The 25,029-nt window shown below is 63.8% G+C and carries 22 protein-coding genes; 2 read left to right on the forward strand and 20 right to left on the reverse strand.

Annotated features, from left to right (window positions below):
- Positions 1-12: 12 nt before the first annotated feature.
- Positions 13-1,014 (reverse strand): SMC-Scp complex subunit ScpB, encoded by a 1,002-nt coding sequence (gene scpB, locus ACOABP_RS01850; protein ID WP_474226732.1) that lies wholly within the window; start codon positions 1,012-1,014, stop codon positions 13-15.
- Positions 1,015-1,565: 551 nt separating this feature from the next.
- Positions 1,566-2,333 (reverse strand): sulfite exporter TauE/SafE family protein, encoded by a 768-nt coding sequence (locus ACOABP_RS01855; protein ID WP_474226733.1) that lies wholly within the window; start codon positions 2,331-2,333, stop codon positions 1,566-1,568.
- 85 nt (positions 2,334-2,418) lie between these two features.
- Between ACOABP_RS01855 and fnr the strand changes: the two genes are divergently transcribed.
- Entirely contained in the window at positions 2,419-3,144 is a 726-nt protein-coding gene (gene fnr, locus ACOABP_RS01860; RefSeq protein ID WP_066733651.1) for a fumarate/nitrate reduction transcriptional regulator Fnr, read from the forward strand.
- A 93-nt stretch (positions 3,145-3,237) separates the two neighbouring features.
- Here fnr and ACOABP_RS01865 read toward each other — a convergent pair whose 3' ends face one another.
- The 18 genes from ACOABP_RS01865 to ugpB form a co-directional block, all read right to left on the reverse strand.
- Positions 3,238-3,483 carry a hypothetical protein gene (locus ACOABP_RS01865; RefSeq protein WP_066733653.1) on the reverse strand — a complete coding sequence of 82 codons (246 nt, stop codon included), beginning with the start codon at positions 3,481-3,483 and terminating at the stop codon, positions 3,238-3,240.
- Positions 3,480-3,689 carry a hypothetical protein gene (locus tag ACOABP_RS01870; protein WP_066733656.1) on the reverse strand — a complete coding sequence of 70 codons (210 nt, stop codon included), beginning with the start codon at positions 3,687-3,689 and terminating at the stop codon, positions 3,480-3,482. Before ACOABP_RS01870 ends, ACOABP_RS01865 begins: the two co-directional genes overlap by 4 nt.
- A gap of 47 nt (positions 3,690-3,736) precedes the next feature.
- Positions 3,737-5,227 (reverse strand): cytochrome c oxidase accessory protein CcoG, encoded by a 1,491-nt coding sequence (ccoG, locus tag ACOABP_RS01875; RefSeq protein ID WP_474226734.1) that lies wholly within the window; start codon positions 5,225-5,227, stop codon positions 3,737-3,739.
- Positions 5,228-5,285: 58 nt separating this feature from the next.
- Positions 5,286-6,212 carry a cytochrome-c oxidase, cbb3-type subunit III gene (gene ccoP / locus ACOABP_RS01880; protein WP_474226735.1) on the reverse strand — a complete coding sequence of 309 codons (927 nt, stop codon included), beginning with the start codon at positions 6,210-6,212 and terminating at the stop codon, positions 5,286-5,288.
- A 5-nt stretch (positions 6,213-6,217) separates the two neighbouring features.
- Positions 6,218-6,376 (reverse strand): cbb3-type cytochrome oxidase subunit 3, encoded by a 159-nt coding sequence (locus ACOABP_RS01885; protein ID WP_066733664.1) that lies wholly within the window; start codon positions 6,374-6,376, stop codon positions 6,218-6,220.
- Between the two features lie 4 nt (positions 6,377-6,380).
- Positions 6,381-7,076, reverse strand: a complete 696-nt coding sequence (ccoO, locus tag ACOABP_RS01890) for a cytochrome-c oxidase, cbb3-type subunit II (protein WP_474226736.1) — start codon at positions 7,074-7,076, stop codon at positions 6,381-6,383.
- 19 nt (positions 7,077-7,095) lie between these two features.
- Positions 7,096-8,544 (reverse strand): cytochrome-c oxidase, cbb3-type subunit I, encoded by a 1,449-nt coding sequence (ccoN, locus tag ACOABP_RS01895; protein ID WP_066733671.1) that lies wholly within the window; start codon positions 8,542-8,544, stop codon positions 7,096-7,098.
- Between the two features lie 179 nt (positions 8,545-8,723).
- Entirely contained in the window at positions 8,724-8,891 is a 168-nt protein-coding gene (gene ccoS / locus ACOABP_RS01900; RefSeq protein ID WP_066733674.1) for a cbb3-type cytochrome oxidase assembly protein CcoS, read from the reverse strand.
- Entirely contained in the window at positions 8,891-11,494 is a 2,604-nt protein-coding gene (locus ACOABP_RS01905; protein WP_474226737.1) for a heavy metal translocating P-type ATPase, read from the reverse strand. The genes ccoS and ACOABP_RS01905 overlap by 1 nt, the downstream gene beginning before the upstream one ends.
- Before the next feature lie 149 nt (positions 11,495-11,643).
- Positions 11,644-12,741, reverse strand: coding sequence for a cell division protein ZapE (gene zapE, locus ACOABP_RS01910; protein ID WP_474226738.1), 1,098 nt, complete (start codon positions 12,739-12,741; stop codon positions 11,644-11,646).
- Between the two features lie 92 nt (positions 12,742-12,833).
- Positions 12,834-14,258, reverse strand: coding sequence for a dihydrolipoyl dehydrogenase (lpdA, locus tag ACOABP_RS01915; RefSeq protein WP_474226739.1), 1,425 nt, complete (start codon positions 14,256-14,258; stop codon positions 12,834-12,836).
- A 149-nt stretch (positions 14,259-14,407) separates the two neighbouring features.
- Positions 14,408-15,661: a 2-oxoglutarate dehydrogenase complex dihydrolipoyllysine-residue succinyltransferase gene (gene odhB, locus ACOABP_RS01920; RefSeq protein WP_066733679.1), complete on the reverse strand. Its 1,254-nt coding sequence runs from the start codon at positions 15,659-15,661 to the stop codon at positions 14,408-14,410.
- Positions 15,662-15,757: 96 nt separating this feature from the next.
- Entirely contained in the window at positions 15,758-18,610 is a 2,853-nt protein-coding gene (locus tag ACOABP_RS01925) for a 2-oxoglutarate dehydrogenase E1 component (RefSeq protein ID WP_474226740.1), read from the reverse strand.
- A 286-nt stretch (positions 18,611-18,896) separates the two neighbouring features.
- Positions 18,897-19,646 carry a glycerophosphodiester phosphodiesterase gene (gene ugpQ, locus ACOABP_RS01930; protein ID WP_474226741.1) on the reverse strand — a complete coding sequence of 250 codons (750 nt, stop codon included), beginning with the start codon at positions 19,644-19,646 and terminating at the stop codon, positions 18,897-18,899.
- On the reverse strand, positions 19,643-20,761 hold the full coding sequence (locus ACOABP_RS01935; RefSeq protein WP_474226742.1) for a sn-glycerol-3-phosphate import ATP-binding protein UgpC: 1,119 nt from the start codon (positions 20,759-20,761) through the stop codon (positions 19,643-19,645). The genes ugpQ and ACOABP_RS01935 overlap by 4 nt, the downstream gene beginning before the upstream one ends.
- 9 nt (positions 20,762-20,770) lie before the next feature.
- Positions 20,771-21,619, reverse strand: a complete 849-nt coding sequence (ugpE, locus tag ACOABP_RS01940) for a sn-glycerol-3-phosphate ABC transporter permease UgpE (RefSeq protein ID WP_066733700.1) — start codon at positions 21,617-21,619, stop codon at positions 20,771-20,773.
- A gap of 14 nt (positions 21,620-21,633) precedes the next feature.
- Complete coding sequence (ugpA, locus tag ACOABP_RS01945; protein WP_066733703.1) at positions 21,634-22,515, reverse strand: sn-glycerol-3-phosphate ABC transporter permease UgpA; 882 nt, start codon at positions 22,513-22,515, stop codon at positions 21,634-21,636.
- A 101-nt stretch (positions 22,516-22,616) separates the two neighbouring features.
- The gene (gene ugpB, locus ACOABP_RS01950; protein ID WP_474226743.1) at positions 22,617-23,927 is read right to left on the reverse strand and encodes a sn-glycerol-3-phosphate ABC transporter substrate-binding protein UgpB; all 1,311 of its coding nucleotides are present in this window, start codon (positions 23,925-23,927) and stop codon (positions 22,617-22,619) included.
- Between the two features lie 205 nt (positions 23,928-24,132).
- Between ugpB and ACOABP_RS01955 the strand changes: the two genes are divergently transcribed.
- A complete protein-coding gene (locus ACOABP_RS01955; protein ID WP_474226744.1) occupies positions 24,133-24,939 on the forward strand; it encodes an HAD-IIB family hydrolase in 807 nt (268 codons plus the stop codon).
- Positions 24,940-25,029: the final 90 nt, after the last annotated feature.

A 25,029-nucleotide genomic window follows, 5' to 3' on the forward strand; every position in this document is an offset into this window, starting at 1 on the left:
GTTGCATGTTGTTCAGTTGGACACACGCTCGTCGTCGTCCTCGGTCGGGAATGGCGTCTCGTCATTCAGGTCCGCAGGCTCGGCGGGCGCCGCTTCGGGCGCCCCGGTGTCCATGTGGAAGCCGTTGGCATGAGCCACCGGCGCGTCGTCCTGCCCGTCTTCTACAGGCATCCGGGCGGTGCTGATATCGTCTTCGGAGGCATCGCCGTCGGCGAGTTCCTCGCTGGGGGCAACGTCCCCTTCTTCGTGCTGCGCCGATTCCGTGTCGGCGCGCGCTTCCTGCGTGGCGCCTTCGCCGGCTTCGGCCAGGCCTGCCGTTTCGCTGGCTTCAGCCGCGCCCACCGCCGCGGGCGTCGCCCCGGCCTCTGCAGGCACGGAGGCTTCAGCTTGCACGGCGGCCGACTCCGCAAAGGCCTCTTCGTCGCCAGCCGGTGGGTTGGCCGTGGCGATTTCTTCAAAATCAATAGCCTGCTGCTCCAGCAGCGCGGCTTGCGCCTGCGCCTGGGCGTCTTCCAGCGGCGGCAGTTCGTCCAGCGAACGCAAGCCGAGGTCATCCAGGAACGCCTTGGTCGTTGCGTACAGCGCCGGGCGCCCCGGCACATCGCGGTGGCCGATGACTTCGATCCAGCTGCGGTCCTCGAGTTTCTTGACCACTTCCGTGCTGACCGTCACGCCCCGGATTTCCTCGATATCGCCACGGGTGACAGGCTGGCGATACGCAATGATCGCCAGGGTTTCCATGACGGCGCGCGAGTACTTCGGCGGCTTTTCCGGATTCAGCCGGTCAAGGAACTCCCGCATCTCGGGGCGACTCTGGAAACGCCAGCCGCTGGCCAGCGCCACGAGTTCCACCCCGCGCGGCTGCCAGTCCTGCCGCAGTTCCTCGAGCAGCACCCGGATCGTGTCGGCGCCGACGTCGTCGGCAAACAACCGTCGCAGATCGCCAACGCGCAGCGGTTCCTGCGCACAGATCAGCGCGGTCTCGAGGACGATCTTCGCCTCTTGGGTATTCATGTGATTGCGTGCAGCCTGTCTTTGCACCTGCCCCCGGACGAATCCCGGGGCACTGGAGATTGCAGATACAGCGAGGCCGAAGCCACCGCCATTTCATCGCGCAGCCAGCTCGCCCGCTAATGCAGCGCAGCCGTGCGCACCTCGTTCTTTTGCATCGAATTGCCGGGTCGATCCGGCAGGAGATCGTCCGGCGCTGGCCAGTTTCACCAGTCAACGGACCTCTTGCGTCGCGCCTTCTCCCTTCGGGGCGGACATTCGCCAGGGCCACCGGATGGCCAAGACGGCAAGAAACAAGACGATATCGGCTCAGGCAACCCCGCCCTGACCGGCGCCATCTTCCCAACCGCAGCCGGCCTTTTAACCAGATCTTTTGAACCGGATGGACTGTGGAGACGTTTCCGGCGCACCGGGGTGGCCAGAAACCCTGGGCACGCTCCCCAGATCAGGGATGCGGCCCCAGCGGCGCCCCGAGCATGGTGCGGCGCGATACCGTGGTTCTCGGGATTGTATGGCATTCCCGGCCCCGCCCGCAACCCGCCGCTGTGGCCGATTCAGAACACCACGCAAAAGCCGTGTTGGGCCAGGGTATCCGGCAGCCATATTGCCCGGGCCACCCCCAGCACGCCAAATCCGATCACCACCAGGCCCGACGCCACGCGCACCGCGGGCTTGCGGGAGAGTTGCCGCAGGTATCCCGACAACCCCGAGATCACCAGCAGGTTCGGCAGCGTGCCCAGACCGAACGCCCCCATCACCAGCGCACCCGATACCGCGTTGCCAGCCAGCAGCGCCAGCGCAAGTGCACCATAGACCATTCCACACGGTACGAGCCCCCATGCCAGGCCCATCCCGTATCGACGCACCAGCGGTGCCGCGCGCTGCTTGCCGCGCAGCCGCATCGGCAGTCGCCCGGCCATCGCACGTGCACGTTGAACCACGTGTACTGCGGCCAGCGACGCCAGACGCTCGATCCAGTCGGATCGCATCACGCGTCCACGCAACAACCACAGACCCGTGATCACCAGCATCATGCTGCCCGCCGCATAGAGCCAGCGCTGCAGCGGCAGATAATCCTGTCGCCACACCGTCGCGCCCACCGCACCCATCACCGCGCCAAGCAGCATGTATGTCGTAATGCGCCCCGCATGCATGATGCACAACGCAGTCCACCATTGACGCGTGGAACGATGCAAGACAATTGCCACATCCCGCGGGTGTTTCTGCTCCGCAGCAATAGCAATTCCTCCACACATGGCAGCGCAATGCATACCACCGAGCAAGGCCATCAGAAAAACGCTTAAAAGCACACCAAATGGCAACTGTTCCTCGCTTCTGCGTCACATGACGCTGTAAAATGCCTGCATCGCGCCCTCGCTGCAAGCGCATTCATAACGAGCACTTCAATTGTTGACTTCCATCCCCGTCACCGAGATGTCGCCCCGTTGTTCCACATGTGCCATGGGCCAGCTTTGCCTGCCCGTGGGCATGTCGCAACAAGACCTGGCGAAGATGGACACGCTCGTGCAGGAACGCGTGCGTGTTCACAAGGGCGAAACGCTTTACCGCATGGGCGAACCGCTCAACGCGGTGTACGCCATTCGCTTCGGAACACTGAAGACGCACGTCACCATGGAAGACGGGCGCACCCAGATCACCGGTTTTCACCTGCCCGGCGAAGTCATTGGCCTCGACGGCCTCAGCGAGATGCAGCACGCTTCCGACGCCACCGCGCTGGAGGACACCGAAGTCTGCGTCGTGCGCTATGACGACCTGCAATCGCTCTCCAGCACCCTGCCCTCGCTGCAAGGCCAGTTCCTGCGCCTGATGAGCAAGGAAATCTCGCAGGACCAGGTCATGCTGATCACACTGGGCTCGATGCGCGCCGAAGAGCGCCTGGCCGCTTTTCTCGTGAACATGTCCGAGCGTCTGTCGGCACGCGGTTATTCGTCCACCGAGTTCGTTCTGCGCATGAGCCGCGAGGAAATCGGCAGCTACCTGGGCCTGAAACTCGAGACCGTCAGCCGCCTGTTCTCGCGCTTTGCCGAAGCAGGCCTGATCCAGATTCGTCAGCGACATGTGAAGCTCGTCGATATGGCAGGTATCAAGCAGGTGTACAGCCGGTCCTGCTGAGACAGACCGAACCCGCACGGAACATCACGCCAAAGGCCGCGCCGGAACACTTCCGGCGCGGCCTTTGTCTTTTGCAGTGCAATTCTGCATTGCCTACTCGAGTTCATCGGTGTCACTAAGCTTCACCGGCATCGTGTACAGCGTGAGCCCGCTGGACAACGCGCAGAACAGCCACGCTACCAGAAACCCCACAGTGTAGATCGCCTGCCGCGACGCCTCGACCGGATGTCCGAAGAAATTCAGATCTCCGGGATCTACCACCGAGAACACCACCGCCGTGGCCGCACCGCCCATCAGAAACGCCGGCCATAGCACCCACATCAGCCAGCGCAGTCTCATGGGCGCCTCGCGGTCTGTTCAGCGCGATCGGCGCTTGCCTTCTCCACTACCAGTCCATGGCGGGTGGCGTCGGTCACCGGCACATCGGCATGGGTGTTCGCCAGCCAGATCGTGATACCGCAACCGACCATCGCCAGCAGCGGACCACTCATCAGAATCCAGGGCCATGGTTCCCTGTACCAGGGCTTTGCGGGGTGTTGGGTCATTGCGCTCTCCTATTGGCATCCGTCCCGGTTCACCATCGGTGACAGCATCACAGATTGCGAGGAACGATGAAACTCGTGCTTTGCCGGATATCCACCTTGCGCTCGGCTTCGGTCTCGGCGGTAACTGTCACCTCGATCTTGTGCGTACCCTGCTTCGCATCGTCGATCGGCACGCGAATGCGGATTGGCAGCAGGCGATTCGAGGTGGGCGACAGCGATTCCGCGCCGTGGTCGTACTCCACGATCAGGCCTTTCAGCTCGGCGCTCTGTGCCTGCACGTGGAACTTCATTGGTGCCTCGGTCGCATTGATCAGCTGCAACCGGTACACGTTCTCGATCCAGCGGCCTTCCACTTCGCGCCCCAGCGCGCCACGGTCACGAATGATGTCGACCTTGAGCGGCGTACGCATGGCCAGCGACGCAAAAAAGCCCACCGTCAGCGCCAGCCAGATCGCCGTGTAGACAACCGTGCGGGGACGCAGCAAGCGCTTGCGCGCGTCCGATGCCGACAGCTTCTTGCGCATCGCGTTTTCCGATGTGTACCGGATCAGTCCGCGCGGATACTCCATCTTGTCCATGACCTGGTCGCAGGCATCGATACACGCGCCGCAGCCGATGCACTCGTACTGCAGCCCGTCACGGATATCGATGCCAGTCGGGCATACCTGCACACAGATGCTGCAGTTCACGCAGTCGCCCAGGCCCGCCGCATGGTGATCGACCTTGCGCGACCGGCTGCCGCGCGGTTCGCCACGACCCACGTCGTAGGTCACGACATACGTATCGCGATCCACCATTACGCTCTGGAAGCGCGCATACGGGCACATGTACTTGCACACCTGCTCGCGCATGAACCCGGCATTGCCCCACGTGGCAAACGCATAGAACAGCATCCAGAACGCCTGCCAAGGGCCCAGCGTCCAGTGCAGGACTTCGCCGCCCAGTTCGCGGATCGGGGCGAAGTAGCCGATGAACGTGAAGCCTGTCCACAGCGCGATCAGGATCCACAGCGAGTGCTTGGTCGCCTTGAGACGAATCTTGCGCAAGCTCCACGGATCGCCGTCCAGCCGGATGCGGGCAATGCGGTCGCCTTCGACACGACGCTCGATCCACATGAAGATCTCGGTGTAGACCGTCTGTGGACACGCGTAGCCGCAAAACAGCCGCCCTGCGATGGCCGTGAACAGAAACAGCGCCAGCGCCGAGATGACCAGCAGCACCGCCAGGTAGATCACGTCCTGGGGCCACAGCACCAGTCCGAAGATATAGAACTTGCGGGCACCGAGATCGAACAGCACTGCCTGACGATCGTTCCATTGCAGCCACGGCGTACCGTAGTAGACCAGTTGCGTGAGGATGACCAGCCAGACCCGCCAGCTCGAGAAGGCACCCGTGACCGAGCGCGGGTAGATCTTGCGCCGTACTTCGTACAGCGCCTCCTCGGTGGCGTCGGCCGCCGACTTGGGTGGAGGTGCGGGCCGCCAGGCGGCCTCGCTTGATTCGCGGGAAGTGGGGGGAGATTCCAGGGGCGCGCTCATTATTCAGCCCTCATGCTCCCGGCCGGACGGCATGCCGTCCGGACCGGAGAGCGGTTTGTCATTGCCCTGTGGGCGCGGCACTCGTGCTGGTGTTCGACAGGCCCCACACGTACGCAGTCAGCATGCGGATGCGCTCGGGTGTCAGGATTTCCTCGTGGGCCGGCATATGGCCGTTGTGCCCCTTCAGGATGGCCTCGACGATCACGCCTTCCGAACTGCCGTACAGCCAGACGTTATCGGACAGGTTCGGCGCGCCAAGCGCCTGGTTACCCTTGCCGCTCGCGCCATGGCATGCCGCGCAGGTCGACTTGAACGTGCTTTCGCCGCGCGACGCCCGGATCGGATCGTATGTGAGCCCCGACAGCGACCGCACATACTGCGCCGTATCGCCGGCCAGCTTGGCATCGATCGTGCCCGCAAACGGCGGCATCACGCCGTTACGGCCCTTCGTGATCGTCTGCTGGATCGTTTCGGGGTCACCGCCATAGAGCCAGTCGTTGTCGGTCAGGTTCGGGAAACCGCGGCTGCCGCGGGCGTCCGAACCATGGCACTGGGCGCAGTAGTTCAGGAACAGGCGCTGGCCGATTTCACGTGCATCGGGGTCCGCCGCCACCTGCTTGACGTCCATCTTCAGGTACTTGGCATAGATCTCGTGCTGCATCTTCTCGGCGGCTTCCCGATGCGCGGCAAGTTCGCCCTGCGTCGAGAATTTCAGCACCCCGGCGTATGTGCCAAGGCCCGGGTAGAGCACCAGGTAGCCCACACTGAACACGCAGGCCAGCAGGAACATCCACATCCACCAGCGTGGCAGCGGATTGTTCAGCTCGCGCAGGTCGTCATCCCAGACATGCCCGGTGTCGTCGGTGGTGCTGATGCCCTTCGGCATCTTTCGTTGCGAAAACAGCAGCCACACGCACCAGACAATACCAATGAGCGCGATGGCCGCGATGTAGTAGCCCCAGAAATCGGAAATGAAATCGCTCATGGTTACTAGTTCCGGCTTGGATTGTTATGTTCGTCCGGCAAGGCAAACGGCAGCATCGCCGATTCCTCGTTGGCCGCCTTGCGGCCCGCCGACCAGGCCCACCAGCAGATCGCCAGGAACGTCAGCAGCGACAGGACAGTGGCGATGGAAGTCACGATGACCATGGCGTCACTCCTTCGCGGGCGCGGCGCTCTCGGCCGCTGGTGCCGCCGGGGCAGGCGCGGGGGCCGTGTCCAGGCGGACGTTACGACGGTTCAGGCCCAGACCCTGCAGGTACGCGACCATGGCGTCCTCCTCGGTCTTGCCCACCAGCTCTTCCGGTGCGCCCGCAATCTCGGCGTCGCTATAGGGCACGCCCAGGCGCTTCAGTGCGCGCATGCGCGCCTGGACCGAATCGGTCGGCAGCGGCGTTTTTTCGAGCCACGGATACGACGGCATCACCGATTCGGGCACCACGTCACGCGGATTGCGCAGGTGGATGCGCTGCCAGTCGTCGGAATAGCGGCCGCCCACGCGAGCCAGATCGGGGCCCGTACGCTTGGAGCCCCACAGGAACGGGTGGTCGTACACCGACTCGCCAGCCGTGGAGAAATGGCCATAGCGCTCGGTTTCGGCCTGCAGCGTGCGCACCTGTTGCGAGTGGCACCCCACGCAGCCTTCACGGATATAGATATCGCGCCCCATCAGCCGTAGCGGCGAGTACGGCGTGATGCCCGGATCGGGCTGGGTGGTGGAGTGCTGGAAGAACAACGGCACGATCTGCACCAGGCCGGCAATGCTGACCACGATGATGGTCGCGATAATCAGCCAGCCGACGTTCTTCTCCAGCGTCTCGTGCCTGAAAAATCCTTGATTCTGAGACATCGTTTGCGTCCTCGGCTTGTCAGTGGGCGGAAGCCGGCAGGCTGGCCGGAATCGGCGCATCCACGGTCGGCTTGCCGGCGATGGTGCGGAACACGTTGTAGGCCATGATGAACATGCCGCCCAGGAAGCACAGGCCACCCGCCAGACGGATCAGGTAGAACGGATACTTGGCCTTGACCGCTTCCACGAACGCGTACGTCAGCGTGCCGTCCGGCTGCGTGGCACGCCACATCAGGCCTTCCATCACACCGGCGATCCACATCGAGGCGATATAGAGCACCACGCCGATCGTGGCGACCCAGAAGTGCAGCTCGATCAGGCGCGTGCTGTACATCTGCTTTTCGCCGAACAGGCGCGGGATCAGGTAGTACAGCGAGCCGATCGAGATCATCGCGACCCAGCCGAGCGCGCCCGAATGGACGTGGCCGATCGTCCAGTCCGTGTAATGCGACAGCGCGTTCACGGTCTTGATCGACATCATCGAGCCCTCGAACGTGGCCATACCGTAGAACGACAGCGCCACCACCAGGAACTTGAGGATCGGATCGGTACGCAGCTTGTGCCACGCACCCGACATGGTCATGATGCCGTTGATCATGCCGCCCCACGACGGCGCGAGCAGGATCAGCGAGAACACCATGCCCAGCGACTGCGCCCAGTCAGGCAGCGCGGTGTATTGCAGATGGTGCGGGCCGGCCCACATGTAGGTGAAGTTGAGCGCCCAGAAGTGGACGATCGACAGCCGGTAGGAATAGATCGGACGCTCTGCCTGCTTCGGAATGAAGTAGTACATCATTCCCAGGAAGCTGGTGGTCAGGAAAAAGCCCACTGCGTTATGGCCGTACCACCACTGGATCATGGCGTCCTGCACGCCCGCATAGGCGGAATACGACTTCCACATCGACGCCGGCATCTCGATGTTGTTGACGATATGCAGGATGGCGATGGTCAGGATGTAAGCGCCGAAAAACCAGTTGGCAACGTAGATGTGCCGGGTCTTGCGCTTGACAATCGTGCCGAAAAAGACGATGGCGTACGCCACCCAGACCAGCGTGATCAGGATGTCGATCGGCCATTCGAGCTCGGCATACTCCTTCGAGCTAGTGATGCCCATCGGCAGCGTGATCGCGGCAGCCACGATGACGATTTGCCAGCCCCAAAACGTGAACGCCGCGAGCGGCCCGCAGAACAGGCGCGCCTGGCAGGTGCGCTGCACCACGTAGTACGACGTGGCGAACAGCGCGCTGCCGCCAAACGCGAAGATCACCGCGTTGGTGTGCAGCGGACGCAGTCGGCCGAACGACAGCCACGGCGTGTTGAAATTCAGATCCGGCCAGATCAGTTGCGCCGCAAGCAGAACGCCTACGGCCATGCCGACAATGCCCCAGACAACGGTCATGACGGCAAACTGCCGCACTACACCGTAGTTGAAGGTGTCGACGCGTGGAGACGCGGTGGTGACAGCCATTCAGACCCCCAAGCTAAGTAAGAATAAACCTATTGACTGTGTGACTTTAGAAAAACAGCGCGGTCGTCGCGTTGACTTCAATCAATCCTTGCGCACCACACACGAACTGTTTTCGCCGGGTAATGTCTGTGCACCGGTCCTGCACCTGCACGCACCTGCACGCACCTGCCCGCTTCGCCCTACCGGGCGCGCTCGGGCCCCTGCGGCTTGTCGTTATCAAGCAGGATGGCTTGCGCGGGCCGATCCAGGTCGTCGTACTGACCCGCATGCAGCGCCCACCACAAGACCCCCGCGATCAATGCCACCAGCACCAGGCTCATCGGCACCAGCAGATATAGCGTTTCCATCAGGACTCCCCTTCCCGCGCTTCCGGCGCCGCGGCCTTGACGCGCAGCAGCCGCCACGCGTTGGCCACCACCAGCAGCGATGACACCGACATGCCAATCCCGGCCATCCAGGCCGTGACATGGCCCGTTGCGGCTAGCGGGATGGCAACCACGTTGTAGGCAAAGGCCCACCCCAGGTTCTGCCGCACCACGCGGCGGGCGCGACGTGCAGCGCCGATGGCGGTCGCGATCTCCGCGACGCCGCCGTGCGTCAGCACCGCATCGGCCCCCGCCTGCGCCAGCGGCGCTCCGCTGCCGATGGCGATCGATACCTGGGCCTGTGCCAGCACCGGGGCGTCGTTGATGCCATCGCCCACCGCCAGCACCACCGCGCCACGCTGCTGCAATGCGGCCACGTACTCGCGCTTGCCTTCGGGCGTCACGCCGCCGAGTGCGGTATCCATGCCGAAACGATCCGCCCACCAGCGCACGGCTGCCGCGCCGTCGCCAGACACCAGATGGCAGCGCACACCCTGCGAGCCGAGCGCGCGCAGCAGCGCGCGGGTCTGGGCACGCTCGACATCGGCCAGCTGAAAACATGCGAGCAGCCCTGTGTCGTCCCCAAGCCAGACCTCCGTGGCGCCCGGGTGGCGCTCATGCCCCCGCGCATTGGATTCAGCCCCGGACGACAAGGCAGCCACGTATTCGCGGCGCCCCAGGCGAAGCCGACGACCATCCACCAAGGCTTCGAGTCCTTGGCCCGGTACGTTGCGCAGATCGCTTACCGTCGGATGGCTCGTGGCCGCGTCGTCGCAGGCTTCCGTCAGCGCCCGGGCAATCGGATGCTCGCCGCCGCGCTCCACGGCGGCCGCCAGGCGCCGGCAGGCCTGCGCATCGGGCGCGCCGAATGCCTGTGTGGAGACCAGTGCAAAACGCCCTTCGGTCAGCGTGCCCGTCTTGTCGAGCACCACATCGGTCACGCGTGCCAGGGCTTCGAGCGCATGCGCACGCGTCAGCAACACGCCGCGCCGCGACAGCGCGGCTCCCGCCGCCGCCAGCGCGGCCGGCGTTGCCAGCGACAGCGCACACGGACAACTCACCACCAGCACCGCCACGGTCACCAGCAGCGCACGCGACGGATCGATCCATACCGCCCAGACCGCCCCGGTCACCACAGCCATGACCAGCAGGGTGCCGACGAACCAGCCGGCCACGCGATCGGCCACTTGCGCCAGCCGGGGCTTGTCCGCCAGCGCGCGATCGAGCACGGCCACGATCTCCGCCAGCCGTGTCTGTGCGCCGATGCGGTCGATCCGGACTTCGAGCGGGCTGGCCGCGTTGAAACAGCCCGCCAGCACGGTGTCGCCCACCGCGCGCTTTACCGGACGCGCCTCGCCCGTCAGCATCGATTCATCGAGTTCGCTCGCGCCTGCCAGCACCACGCCGTCGGCGGGCACGATCTCACCGGCCTTGACCCGGATGCGGTCGCCCGGCTGCAGTCGGGCAACCGGGATACGCTCGCCCGCGCCACCGGCCTGTGCCAGCCGCTCGCAGGTGGCCGGCAGCTGCCGCGCCAGCATTTCCGCACCGCTGCGCGAGGCCTGGCGCACCCGCAGTTCCAGGTAGCGTGCCAGCAACAGGAACGCGACGAACATCGTCACGGAGTCGAAATACACCTCGCCCACACCGCGCGCGGTGGCGACGGCACTGGCCAGGAAGCCTGCCGCCACGCCAATGGCGACAGGCACGTCCATGCCCATGTGGCGGTGACGCAGGGACCGCCAGGCGCCGGCAAAGATCGGCCAGGCGGAATAGAGAACGACAGGAACGGTCAAGGCGAAGCTGGCCCAGCGCATCAACTGCAGCTGGCCGGGATCGATCGTGGCCTCGTGCGTATAGAGCGGCCACGCGTACATCATCACCTGCATCATGCCGAGCATCGCCACGGCCATCCGCATCAGCAAACTGCGGCGTTCGCGGCGATCCTGCTGGTCGGAGCGCGACGCTTCGAACGGCCATGCCGCGTAGCCGATATCGGCCAGGCTGGACAGCAGATCGGCAACGCCTTGCGATTCATTGCGCCAGCGCACGATCACGCGGCGCGTCGCCACATTGGCAACCACCGACTCCACCCCTTCCAACTGCCCCAGATGCTGCTCAATCAACCAGGCGCAGGCGGCACAACGGATGTTTTCCGGCGCCAGCGTCACCTCGGAGCGGCCGTCGCCGGCCTGGCGCACGAACTGGCTACGCAATTCCGGGGTGTCATAGGCGGCCCACACCGGCTCGGCCTCGCGCCGGGCTTCGGCGTCGATCGGACGCGCAAAGCGCGTGACATCGCCGTAAAGATGCCCGAAGCCGGCCGCGTGCAGCGTCTGCGCCAAGGTCTGGCAGCCACCGCAGCAAAAGGCGCGTGGCTGACCGTCGATCTGGGCGACAAACGGCGCGGCGGCCTTCAGCGGCTGCCCACAATGGAAGCAGTCGGTGGATGAAGCGGTGGAAAGCGCGGAGGAAGCTGGAGAAGACGCCAATGCCCGCCCGGCAGAAGGGGCGTCGAATGGGTCGGCAAATGCACTGGCAGATGCCAGACTTGGCGCGAGGGGGGCGGTAGTTGGAGACGGCATGGCGCGCTTTTATTACCCAGTGGATACTAGGTATCTTGAGCGCGCCCTACCTTGATACAAATCAAACTTGGCGGAACGACCTCAGAATCGGCCCCCGCCGGTGTCCGGCAAACAACGGTGGCTTGCCGGCCACCTGGATTTCAGGCTGATCAGGTCAGCGAGGTGTCCATCACCCGGCGTTCCGATTCCAGGTACTCTCGCGACTGCATCTCGATGATGCGCGACACGGTCCGGTGGAATTCATTGGCCATCTGCCCTTCGTTATACAGCTCGTCGGCCGGCACTTCGGCGGAGATCAGCAGCTTGACCTTGTGGTCGTAGAACACGTCGATCAGCCAGGTGAAACGGCGCGCCTCCGACGACATGCGCGGCGTCATCTTCGGCACGTCCGAGAGAATCACCGTATGGAATTGCGAGGCAATTTCCAGATAGTCGTTCTGCGAGCGTGGTCCGCCGCACAGGGTGGCGAAGTCGAACCAGACCACGCCGTTGGCCTTGCGCAGCGCCTTGATCTCGCGATGCTCGATATGGAGAATCGGCGATTCGTCGGCTGTGCCGGCAATCGACACGAACGCATCGCGCAGTGCGGCGCTTGCCTCGCGGCCCAGCGGCGTGTGGTACGCCTGCACCTGCTCCAGCGCCCGCTTGCGATAGTCGATACCGGCGTCGACGTTCAGCACGTCCAGTTTCGTCTGCAGCAACTGGATGGCCGGCAGCACGCGGTCGCGATGCAGGCCGTCCGGGTACAGCAGGTCAGGACGATAGTTCGACGTCATCACGAACTGCACGCCGTTGTCGAACAGCTGTTGCAGCAGGCGGTGCAGGATCATCGCGTCGGCCACGTCGCTGACGTGGAACTCGTCGAAGCAGATCAGGCGAAAGCGGCGCGCGATGCGCTTGGCCAGCTCGTCGAGCGGGTCGGGACGGCCCCGCAGCTCCTCAAGCTCGCGATGCACCTCGCGCATGAATTCGTGAAAATGCAGCCGGGTCTTGCGCACCACGGGCACGCAGGAATAGAAGCTGTCCATCAGGAACGACTTGCCGCGCCCCACCCCACCCCACATGTACACGCCCTTCGGCACGTCGGGATGTACCAGCAGCTTCTTCAGCGCGTTGTTGCGGCGGCTCTTGTACGCCACCCACTCGTCGTAGCACTGCTGCAGCCGCGCCACGGCGCGCAATTGCGCCTCGTCGGACTGATAGCCGCGCTGCTTGAGTTCGTGTTCGTAAAACTCGGTGACGTTCATGTCGGGGCCTGGAAATACCGGGGTGCTTCAAGCGAAAACGGCGCGCCGCAGGTATCGCGGCGCGCCGGTGCTCACCAGGAGGTGAACGGGTATTACATGTTCAGCTGACGCTTATCGACGGCCAGCGCGGCTTCGCGCATGACTTCCGACATCGACGGGTGCGGGTGGCAGACGCGACCGATGTCTTCGCTTGCCGCCTTGAACTCCATGGCCACCACGGCTTCGGCGATCAGGTCCGAAGCATTGGCTGCCACAATGTGCACGCCCAGGATCTCGTCGGTCTTGGCATCGGCCAGCATCTTCACGAAACCGTCGGCAGCGCCCATGCCCAGTGCACGGCCGTTGGCCATGAACGGGAACTGGCCCGACTTGTACTCGCGGCCTTCGGCCTTGAGCTGCTGTTCGGTCTTGCCGACCCAGGCAATTTCCGGGAAGGTGTAGATGACCCAGGGAACCGTGTTGAAGTCGATGTGCGGCTTCTGGCCGACGATGCGCTCGGCCACGGCCACGCCTTCGTCTTCCGCCTTGTGCGCCAGCATCGGGCCACGCACCACGTCGCCGATTGCCCAGATGCCCGGCACCTTGGTCTGGCAGTGGTCGTCAACCTCGATGAAGCCACGCTGATCCACGCCCAGGCCAACGGCTTCCAGGCCCAGGTTGTCGGTGTTCGGCACGCGGCCAACCGACACGATCAGGCGATCGACTTCCAGCGTCTGGTCCTTGCCGTCCTTGTCGGTGTAGGCAACGGTGACGTTGTCCTTGCCGGTCTTGACTTCATTGACCTTGACGCTCAGGTTGAACTTCAGGCCCTGCTTGGTCAGCAGCTTCTGGGCTTCCTTGGCCACGCCTTCGTCGGCAGCACCCAGGAATGCGGGCAGCGCTTCCAGCACGGTCACGTCGGCACCCAGACGGCGCCACACCGAACCCAGTTCCAGACCGATCACGCCGGCGCCGATCACGCCCAGCTTCTTCGGCACCGACTCAAACTTCAGCGCGCCTTCGTTGTCGCTGATCAGCTTGTTGTCGACGGTGATACCAGGCAGGTGACGGGCCTTCGAACCCGTGGCGATGATGACCTGCTTGGCGGTCAGCGTTTCGCCGTTCACTTCGACCTGGAAGCCTTCGGCTGCCTTGCCGGCGAACTTGCCGTAGCCCTTGAACAGCGTGACCTTGTTCTTGCGGAACAGGAACTCGATGCCCTTGGTCATCTTGCCGACGATGTCGTCCTTGCGCTTGAGCATCTTGGCCACGTCGACCTTGATGTCGCCCACGGTGATGCCGTGGTCGGCCAGGTGGTGCGAGGCGTTCTCGAACTCTTCCGAGGAAGCCAGCAGCGCCTTGGACGGAATGCAGCCCACGTTCAGGCAGGTACCGCCCAGACGGGCTTCGCCCTTGGGATCGTCATAGGCGTTGCCTTCCAGGCAAGCCACGTTCAGGCCCAGCTGGGCAGCACGAATGGCGGCGATGTAGCCGCCGGGGCCGGCGCCGATCACCAGCACGTCGAATTGTTTGCTCATGGGAAATATCTCTTTGGCACGTCATGCCCGCGCCAATCTGGCAGGCATCCGGCGGCATCGTGTGGACGATGCGCTCGCCGGGTCCCCGCACCGGAGTGCGGGGACGACGACAAACGAAAGACGGAGTGTCTGTCTGGGGACAGGACCGATTACAGGTCCAGCAGCAGGCGGGCCGGATCTTCCAGCGCTTCCTTCATGGCCACCAGACCCAGAACGGCTTCGCGGCCGTCGATGATACGGTGGTCATAGGACATGGCCAGGTAGTTCATCGGACGGATCACGATCTGACCGTCTTCCACCACGGCGCGGTCCTTGGTGGCGTGAACGCCCAGGATGGCCGATTGCGGCGGGTTGATAATCGGGGTCGACAGCATCGAACCGAACGTACCGCCGTTCGAGATCGAGAACGTACCGCCGGTCAGGTCTTCCAGCGACAGCTTGCCGTCACGGGCCTTGGCACCGAACTCGGCAATCTTCTTCTCGATGTCGGCCAGGCTCATCTGGTCGGCGTTGCGCAGGATCGGCACCACCAGACCACGCGGCGAGCCAACGGCGATACCGATGTCGAAGTAGCCGTGGTAGACGATGTCGTTGCCATCAACCGAAGCGTTGATGATCGGGTACTTCTTCAGCGCGTGAACGGCGGCCTTCACGAAGAACGACATGAAGCCCAGCTTCACACCGTGTTCCTTCTCGAAGCGGTCCTTGTACTTGTTACGCAGATCCATGACCGGCTTCATGTTCACTTCGTTGAACGTGGTCAGGATGGCGTTGGTCGATTGCGACTGCACCAGGCGCTCGGCGATACGGGCGCGCAGGCGGCTCATCGGCACGCGCTCTTCCGGGCGGTCGCCCAGCGCGGCGAAGTCGACCTGGGCCGACACTTGCGGCAGGGCCGGCTTGGCAGCGGCCGGAGCCGGAGCAGCCTTGGCGGCCGGTGCCGGTGCCGAACCAGCGGCCAGCACGTCGCCCTTGGTGATGCGGCCGTCCTTGCCGGTGCCGGCAACTTGCGAGGCCGACAGGCCGCCTTCGGCCATCAGCTTGGCAGCCGACGGCATGGCGATGGCGCCAGCAGCAGCGGGAGCGGCGGCCGGGGCAGCGGCCGGAGCGGCAGCTGCAGGAGCCGGGGCGGCAGCAGCCGGAGCGGCGGCGCCAGCGGTGGCTTCCGTGTCGATCTTGGCGATGATTTCATCGGCCACAACGGTGTCGCCGTCATTCTTGACGATCTGCGACAGCACGCCAGCCGACGGAGCCGGTACTTCCAGCACAACCTTGTCCGTTTCGATTTCGATCAGGATTTCGTCCTGAGCAACGGCTTCGCCCGGCTTCTTCTTCCAGTTCAGCATGGTCGCTTCGGCGACCGATTCAGACAGTTGCGGAACCTTGACGTCAACAATAGCCATGGTTTGTTAAATCCTCGATGTATGCGTATGTGTTTCGTTTCAGGCAGGTAGTCCCGCAGCGCGCATCCCTGTGCGCCGCCGCGGGGTACCAACGAATTACTTGGTCAGAACAAAGCCCTTGAGCTTGGAGAACGCGGCATCCAGCAGCGCCTTCTGTTGCTCGTTGTGCTTTGCGTAGTAGCCCACCGCCGGCGAAGCCGAGGCGGGACGACCGGCATAACCGAGCTTCTGGCCTTCCGTCATGTTTTCCATGATGTAGTGCTGGACGAAGAACCAGGCGCCCTGGTTCTGCGGCTCGTCCTGGCACCACACGATTTCGGTCGCGCCGGGGTACTTCTTGAGTTCTGCGGCAACGGCCTTGTGCGGGAACGGATACAGCTGCTCCAGACGGATGATCGCGGTGTCGCCCGCCTCGCGTTCCTTGCGGGTGTTGACCAGGTCGTAGTAGACCTTGCCCGAGCACATGATCACGCGCTTGACCTTGCTGGCGTTCAGTTCCTCGTGATCGGGGATCACGGTCTCGAAATGGCCCTTGGCCAGATCGGACAGCGGCGACACGGCGTCCTTGCTGCGCAGCAGCGACTTCGGCGTCATGATCACCAGCGGCTTGCGGAACAGACGGATCATCTGGCGACGCAGCAGGTGGAAGATCTGGGCCGGCGTGGTCGGCTGCACAACTTGCATGTTGTGGTCTGCGCAGAGCTGCAGGAAACGCTCGATACGGGCCGAGCTATGTTCCGGACCCTGGCCTTCGTAGCCGTGCGGCAGCATCATCGTCAGGCCCGAGGCGCGGCCCCACTTCACTTCACCCGACGAGATGAACTGGTCGATCACCACCTGGGCGCCGTTGACGAAGTCGCCGAACTGGGCTTCCCAGATCACCAGCGCGTTCGGTTCGGCGGTCGAGTAGCCGTATTCGAAACCGAGCACGGCCTCTTCCGACAGCACCGAGTCGATCACCATGAACGGTGCCTGGTTGTCCGACACGTTCTGCAGCGGCACGTACGAGCCGGCATCCCAGCGCTCGCGAGCCTGGTCGTGCAGCACGGCGTGGCGGTGCGTGAAGGTACCGCGGCCGGCATCCTGACCGGTGATACGCACCGGGTAGCCCGAAGCGACCAGCGAGGCGAAGGCCAGGTGTTCACCCATGCCCCAGTCCAGCATCTGCTCGCCCTTGCCCATGTTGGAACGGTCCTTGATGACCTTGTCCACCAGCGGGTGCAGCTTGAGCTGTTCCGGAATCGTGGTGATGCGCTCGGCCAGACGCTTCAGTTCCGTCATGGGAACAGCGGTGTCGGCGGCATCGGTCCACTTGCGGTTCAGGAACGGCATCCAGTCCACGGCGAACTTGTTCTTGAAGTTCGACAGGACCGGGTCGACCGTGTGCTTGCCTGCGTCCATGGCGGCACGATAGCCCTTGACCAGCTCGTCGCCGAAGTCGCCGGCGGTCAGGTTCTGGGCCACCAGCTTGTCGGCGTACAGCTTGCGCGTACCCGGGTGCTGGCCGATCTTCTTGTACATCAGCGGCTGCGTCATGGCAGGAGTGTCCTGCTCGTTGTGACCCAGCTTGCGGAAGCAGATGATGTCGACCACGACGTCCTTGTTGAATTCCATGCGGAAGTCAACGGCCAGCTGCATGGCGTACACCACGGCTTCGGGATCGTCGCCGTTCACGTGCAGCACCGGGGCCTCGATCATCTTGACCACGTCCGTGCAATACAGCGTCGAACGCGCATCACGCGGGTCCGAGGTGGTGAAGCCGATCTGGTTGTTGATGACGATGTGCATCGTGCCGCCCGTGCCGTAGCCGCGGGTCTGCGCGAGGTTCAGCGTTTCCATCACCACGCCCTGGCCGGCAAAGGCCGCGTCGCCGTGCACCTGCACCGGCAGCACTTCCTTGTGGCCCGCGTCGCCACGGCGTTCCTGGCGCGCCTTCGACGAGCCTTCCACCACCGGGTTGACGATTTCCAGGTGCGACGGGTTGAACGCGAGCGACAGGTGAACCGGGCCGCCTTCGGTCGAGACATCGCTCGAGAAGCCCTTGTGGTACTTCACGTCACCGGCCGGCAGGTCGTCGACGTGCTTGCCTTCGAATTCGGCGAACAGGTCGGCGGGCATCTTGCCCAGCGTGTTGACCAGCACGTTCAGACGGCCACGGTGGGCCATGCCGATCACGATTTCCTGCACGCCCTTGGAACCGGCGTGCTGGATCAGTTCGTCCATCGCGGCGATGAAGCTTTCGCCGCCTTCCAGCGAGAAGCGCTTCTGGCCGACATACTTGGTGTGGAGGAAGCGCTCCAGGCCTTCGGCCGCGGTCAGGCGGTCGAGGATGTGCTTCTTCTTCTCCAGCGTGAACACGGGCTTGGAACGCGTGGTTTCCAGGCGTTCCTGCCACCAGCGCTTCTGCGCCTGGTCGCTCACGTACATGAACTCGGCGCCGATGGTGCCGCAGTATGTCTCACGGAGGTTGTTGAGCAGCTCGCGCAGGCTCATCGACTCCTTGCCGAAATACGTGTTGCTGGCATTGAAGACGATGTCGAGGTCGGCCTCGGAGAAACCGTAGAACGCCGGATCCAGGTCAGGCAGGGGCGGACGCTCCTGGCGCTTGAGCGGATCGAGGTCGGCCCAGTGCGAACCGATGTTGCGGTAAGCGGCGATCAGCTGCGTGGCAGCGACGCGCTTGCGGCCCATGTCGGAATCGGCCGAGGCAACAATGGTCTTGATGGGGCCAGCCTTGGCGCGCTCGGCGAACGAGGCGACGATCGGGGCGTGGGGGATATCGCGGGCGTTGGAACCGTCCACAGCCGGGACATTCTGCATCGCGTCGAAATACGCGCGCCAGTTGTCGGGAACCGAGCTGGGATTCTGGAGATAGGCCTCGTACAGCTCTTCCACATAGGGGGCGTTGCCGCCGAAGAGGTACGAATTGCTTTGATACTGCTGCATCATGGGGCGCTCACTATTCTCCGGGTATGCCGGAGTTAAGCGGGTTCATCAACCTTCCGCGACACGGCCTGACCGGTTAGCGGATTGCAAACAACTCTTGGGGGTCCTGCGGTTACCACCTTGAACGAACGGCACCCGGGGGTGCCGTCTGTCCCGGTCTCGCCGCCTGACCCGAAAGGGCAAGTTGTGCGGGAAGGACCTAAGTCTTCACTCGCAGAGCATAGCATGTAATCCCCCAAACAGTGGGGACTTTTCGTGATGCAAAATCGAGACAGAGTTTCCAGGAAGGTTACGGTTGCGGTTCGATCTGATCGACCGCATCGGTAATCAGGCCATCGAGCCCCCAGGACAGCAGATCCTGCGCCCGGGACACGTCGTTGACCGTGTAGCACAGCACCTTGAAACCGGCCGCATGGGCGTCTGCGATGACCCGGGCGTCGAGTTCGCGATGATTCGAATCCAGCGCCACGCAATCCAGGCGCCGCAGCCGGTCGAGCCAGTCTGCCGGCAGCTTGTCCAGCAGCAAGGCGCGCGGCAGGTTCGGCGCGGCGAGGCGCGCCGCTTCGAGCGCGACTTCGGAAAACGACGACAGCAGCGGCGGCACGGCCGCACCTCTCCACAACGAAAGTGCGTCAAAAGCCACGGCTGCGCCAGTGCGGTATTCGGCACCCGGTACCGGCTTGATCTCGATATTGACCAGGAAGCCGTTGGCCTGCGTATAGCGGGCGATGGCCGCCAGCGTCGGCACCGGCTCGCCGGCGAATGCCGGGCTGTGCCAGGTGCCGGCGTCCAGCAAGGCGATCTCGCCAAGCGTCAGCGCGTCGACGCGCCCATGGCCCGAGGTCGTGCGGTCCAGCGTGGCGTCGTGCATCAGTACGGGCTTGCCATCGCCGGACAGCTTCACGTCGAACTCGAACATCCGGTAGCCGAACGACGCGCCATGACGAAAGGCCGCCAGCGTGTTCTCGGGCGCCAGCTTGCCGGCGCCACGGTGCGCGATATGCCGCGGATACGGCCAGTTCGTCCGGATATCGCTCATGCCAGGGCCTCGATCCGCTTGCCGTGCTGCATGTCGAAGAAATGCAGGTGATCGGCCGATGCGGTAATCGGCAGCTTGTCGCCGGCGCGCACGAGCATATGGCTGTCCAGCCGCACCACGATCGGCTGGCCGCCCAGCGTGCCGTAGGCAAACGAGTCGGCGCCCAGCGCCTCCACCACGCGCACGTCGACCTCGGCAATCGCCTCGTGCGTGGCGCACGGTTCGATATGCTCGGGGCGCAACCCCATCAGCGCCTGTTCCGGCAGGTGCAGGCCCATCGGCAGATGGCCCAGCGTGGCCGCGCCGGCCTGCCCTTCCTTCGGCAGGACGCGCATCTGTGCCTCGCCACCCTGGGCGCCCTGCCCCGAGCCATTGCGCGCCACCGGCACCAGGTTCATCGGCGGCGAGCCAATAAAGCTGGCCACGAACGTGCTGGCCGGGCGCGAATACACTTCCAGCGGCGTGCCGATCTGTTCGACGCGTCCGCCGTTGAGCACCATCATGCGGTCGGCCAGCGTCATGGCCTCTACCTGGTCATGGGTCACGTACAGGCTGGTGGTCTTCAGGCGGCGATGCAGGTCCTTCAGTTCCAGGCGCATCTGCACGCGCAGCTTGGCATCGAGGTTCGACAGCGGTTCGTCGAACAGGAACACGGCCGGTTCGCGCACGATGGCACGGCCCATGGCCACGCGCTGGCGCTGGCCGCCCGACAGTGCGCGCGGCTTGCGCTCCAGCAGCGGCGCCAGTTCAAGGATGCCGGCCGCGTGCTTGACGCGCTGTTCGATCTCGGCCTTCGACATGCCGCGGATCTTGAGCCCGTACGCCATGTTGTCGTAGACGCTCATGTGCGGATACAGCGCGTAGTTCTGGAACACCATCGCGATGTCGCGCTCGGCCGGTTCCAGGTCGTTCACGACCTTGTCGCCGATATGCACCTCGCCACCGGTGATCGTTTCCAGCCCCGCCACCATGCGCAGCAGCGTGGACTTGCCGCAGCCCGACGGGCCGACGATCACGATGAACTCGCCGTCGGCGATTTCCATATCGATGCCATGCACCACCTGGGTGCCGCCGGCGTAGGTCTTCTGTACGTTGCGAAGAGACAGCTTTGCCATGGTCTGACCTTATTTTTCCGTTTCCACCAGGCCCTTGACGAACCAGCGTTGCATCAGCACGACCACTACTGCCGGCGGAATCATCGCCAGCATCACCGTGGCCATTACCAGGTTCCAGTCGGTGGCCGCATCGCCCGAGCGGGAGATCATCTGCGTCACGCCCACCACCACGGGCGTCATCGATTTCTGCGTGGTGATCAGCAACGGCCACAGGTACTGGTTCCACCCATAGATGAACTGGATCACGAACAGCGCCGCGATGCTGGTGCGCGACAGCGGCAGCACCACATCCCAGAAGAAGCGCAGCGGGCCGGCACCGTCGATGCGGGCCGCCTCGGCCAGTTCGTCCGGAATGGTCAGGAAGAACTGGCGGAACAGGAACGTGGCCGTGGCCGACGCGATGATCGGAATCGTCAGCCCGAGGTAGCTGTCCAGCAGGCCCAGGTCCGACACCACCTTGTAGGTCGGCAGGATCCGCACTTCCACCGGCAGCATCAGCGTGATGAAGATCATCCAGAAGAACACCTTGCGCAGCGGAAAGCGGAAATAGACCACCGCGAAGGCCGAGATGATCGAGATCGCAATCTTGCCCAGGGCGATGCCCAGCGCCATGATCAGGCTGTTCTTCATCATCGTGGACACCGGCGACGCCGATTCGCCCACGCCCTGGAACAGCACCGTGCGATAGTTTTCGATCAGGTGGCCGCCCGGGATCAGCGTCATCGGGGCGTCCAGCACCTGCTCGGCCGTCAGCGTCGACGCCACGAAGGTCAGGTACACCGGAAACGCCACGACGACGATGCCCAGGATCAGCACCACGTGGGTAATGAAGTCCAGTACAGGACGACGCTCTACCATTGCCTATCCCCCTGTCAGTATTGGACCTTGCGTTCCACGAAGCGGAACTGCACCACGGTCAGCGCGATCACGATCACCATCAGCACCACGGACTGCGCGGCCGAGCCGCCGATGTCCATGCCGCGGAAGCCATCGTGGAACACCTTGTAGACGAGCGTATTCGTGGAATTGAACGGGCCGCCGTGCGTCACCGCATCGATGATCGCGAACGTATCGAAGAACGCGTAGACCACGTTGATCACCAGCAGGAAGAACGTCGTTGGCGACAGCAGCGGGAACACGATCGACCAGAAGCGCTTCCACGGCCCGGCGCCATCGATGGCCGCCGCCTCGATCAACGACCTGGGAATGCTTTGCAGCCCGGCCAGGAAGAACAGGAAGTTGTAGCTGATCTGCTTCCACGCGGCCGCCAGCACCACCAGGGCCAGCGCCTGGTTGCTGTCGAGCAGGTAGTTCCAGTCCACGCCGATCTTGCGCAGCGCGAAAGACACCACGCCCAGCGTCGGGTTGAACATGAACATCCAGAGCACGCCCGCCACGGCCGGCGCCACGGCGTACGGCCAGATCAGCAGCGTCTTGTAACCGGTGGCGGCACGCACCACGCGGTCGGCAAAGTACGCCAGCAACAGCGCTACCGACAGGCCCACCACGGTCACGCCGATGGCAAATACGCCTGTCACCTGGAACGATTCGATGTAGTTCGGATCGTTCCAGAGCGTGACAAAGTTGTCGGCGCCGACGAAATCGAGATTGATGCCGAAGGCATCCTGCTGCAGCATCGACTGCCACAGCGCCTGCCCGGCCGGCAGGAAGAAGAAGACCAGCGTGATGACGATCTGCGGCAGCACCAGCAGATACGGCAGCCACGGCGACCGGAATACGACGCGTTTTTCCATGGGATGGATTCCGCCCTGAGACTGAACGACTGAACGACTGAACAAACGTCAAGCGGGCGACGGTTGTACCGCCGCCCGCTCGGGTCCTGCACCGGCCGGAGTTATTCCCGCGCGGTCTTCTGGAAGCGTTCCAGCTGTTCGTTGCCGCGTGCCACGGCCGCGTCCAGCGCCGCCTTCGGCTCCTTCTTGCCCGCCCACACGGATTCCAGTTCCTCGTCGACGATCGTGCGGATCTGCACCAGGTTGCCCAGGCGCACGCCGCGCGACTTGTCGGTGGTCTTCACGACCATCTGCTCGACCGACACGTCGGCACCCGGGTTCTTGTCGTAATAACCCGATTTCTTGGTCAGTTCATAGGCGGCCATCGTCAGCGGCAGATAGCCGGTGGCCTGGTGCCAGTCGGACTGGATCTCGGGCTGCGACAGGAACGTGAAGAACTTGGCTACGCCCTTGTATTCCTCGGCCTTCTTGCCGCCCATGACCCACAGCGAGGCGCCGCCGATGATCGTGTTCTGCGGGGCGCCCTGCACGTCCGCGTAGTACGGCAGCTGCGACACGCCAAACTGGAACTTGGCGTTTTTACGAATGTTTGCCAGCGATGCCGACGAGCCCGTGAACATCGCGCATTCACCGTTGTAGAACTTGGCCTGCGACTCCGACTTGCGGCCGCCGTAGCTGAAATAGCCCTTCTTGACCATTTCCTGCAGGTTGGTGATGTGCTTTACGTGCAGCGGGCTGTTGAACACCAGACGCGCGTCGGTGCCGCCAAAGCCGTTGTTCTTGGTCGCGAACAGCGTGTTGTGCCAGGCCGAGAAGCTCTCCAGGTGCACCCAGCTCTGCCAGTCGGTGGTGTAGGCGCAGCTGCTGCCGGCCGCCTTGAGCTTGGCCGAATACTGCATCACCTCGGGCCAGGTCTTCGGCGGAGCCGACAGGCCAGCCTTCTTGAAGGCGTCCTTGTTGTAATAGAAGACGGTGGTCGAGCTGTTGAACGGGAACGACAGCATCTCGCCCTTCGACGAGGTGTAGTAACCCGCCACGGCCGGGATATAGGCCTTCTGGTCGAACTTCTCGCCCGCTTCCTTCATGATGACGGACACCGGCTTGATGGCGCCCTTGGCACTCATCATCGTGGCGGTGCCAACCTCGAACACCTGCAGGATGGCCGGGGCGCCGCCAGCGCGGAACGCGGCGATGCCGGCAGCCATCGTCTCGTCGTAGTTGCCCTTGTTCACGGGCACGATCTTGTAGTCGGACTGGCTGGCGTTGAACTTGTTGGCGATCTCGTTCACCTTGTCGTTCAGCGCGCCCTGCATGGCGTGCCACCACTGGATCTCTACGGCTGCGTGGGCCGTGCCGGCCAGGGCCAGGCTGGCCACTGCGGCGAATTTCAACGCGAAGCGCGGGAAGGACATTGGCATTTCTCCTGAGGCCGTTCGGTGCGACAGTTTTTTTGAAAAAGCGACCGACTGTATGCATTTTTTGTGACAGGCATGTTACGCCGCTCCGATGTCATCGAACACCGGGCAAACCCGCCCTTGCGCAAGGGAATGTTGCAGCATATTGACGACAGACAATTGCCCCGCCAGGCGCCGGCCGCCACGGCTACAATCCCCCGCCATGACCGTACCGACCTCCTTTTCCGCCCTGCCCGACAGCGCGCTGCGCCGTGTCCGCGGGATTCTGACCGACATCGACGGCACCCTGACCACCGATGGCCGCCTGCCCGCCGCCACCTACGTCGCGCTCGACCGGCTGAAACGGGCCGGACTGCACGTGATCCCGGTGACGGGGCGCTGCATCGCATGGGCGGAAATCCTGACACGCCTGTGGCCCGTAGACGCGATCATCGGCGAAAATGGTGCGTTCTATTCACATCTCGTCGACAACAAGCTCATCACCCGTTTTCTCGACGATGCCGCCACGCGCGAGGCCAACCTGTTCCGGATCCATGCGCTGGGCCAGGAAATCCTGCGCGAAGTGCCGGGCTGCGCGCTGGCCTCGGACCAGGCATGGCACGCGGCCGACCTGGCCATCGACCACGCAGAGGACGTGTCGCCGCTGCCCCAGGCCGCCGTCGACCGCATCGTGGCCATCATGCGCGGCGCCGGCATGACCGCCACCGTCAGCTCGATCCACGTCAACGGCTGGTTCGGCCACCACGACAAGCTGTCGATGAGCCGGCTCTGTGTAGAGGAATTACTCGGGGACGACATCGACGTCCAGCGCGACGAGTGGCTGTTCATTGGCGATTCGGCCAACGACGTGGCGATGTTCGGCCATTTCCCGCTGTCCGTCGGCGTCGCCAATGTGCGCGACATTCTGGACAAACTGCCAGTGAAACCCGCCTACATCACCGATGCAGCCGGTGGCGAAGGATTTGCGGAAATGGCGGAAAGGGTCTTGAAGCTGCAACAGTCGGCATGATGGTCATCGACTGATTTCGATTCCCTCGCGTACGGCCGTCAGCGACACGGCCATCGAGCCAGTGAGCGCTCCAGCCGACATCACGCTGTC

This window comes from Cupriavidus sp. HE11, assembly GCF_056097175.1.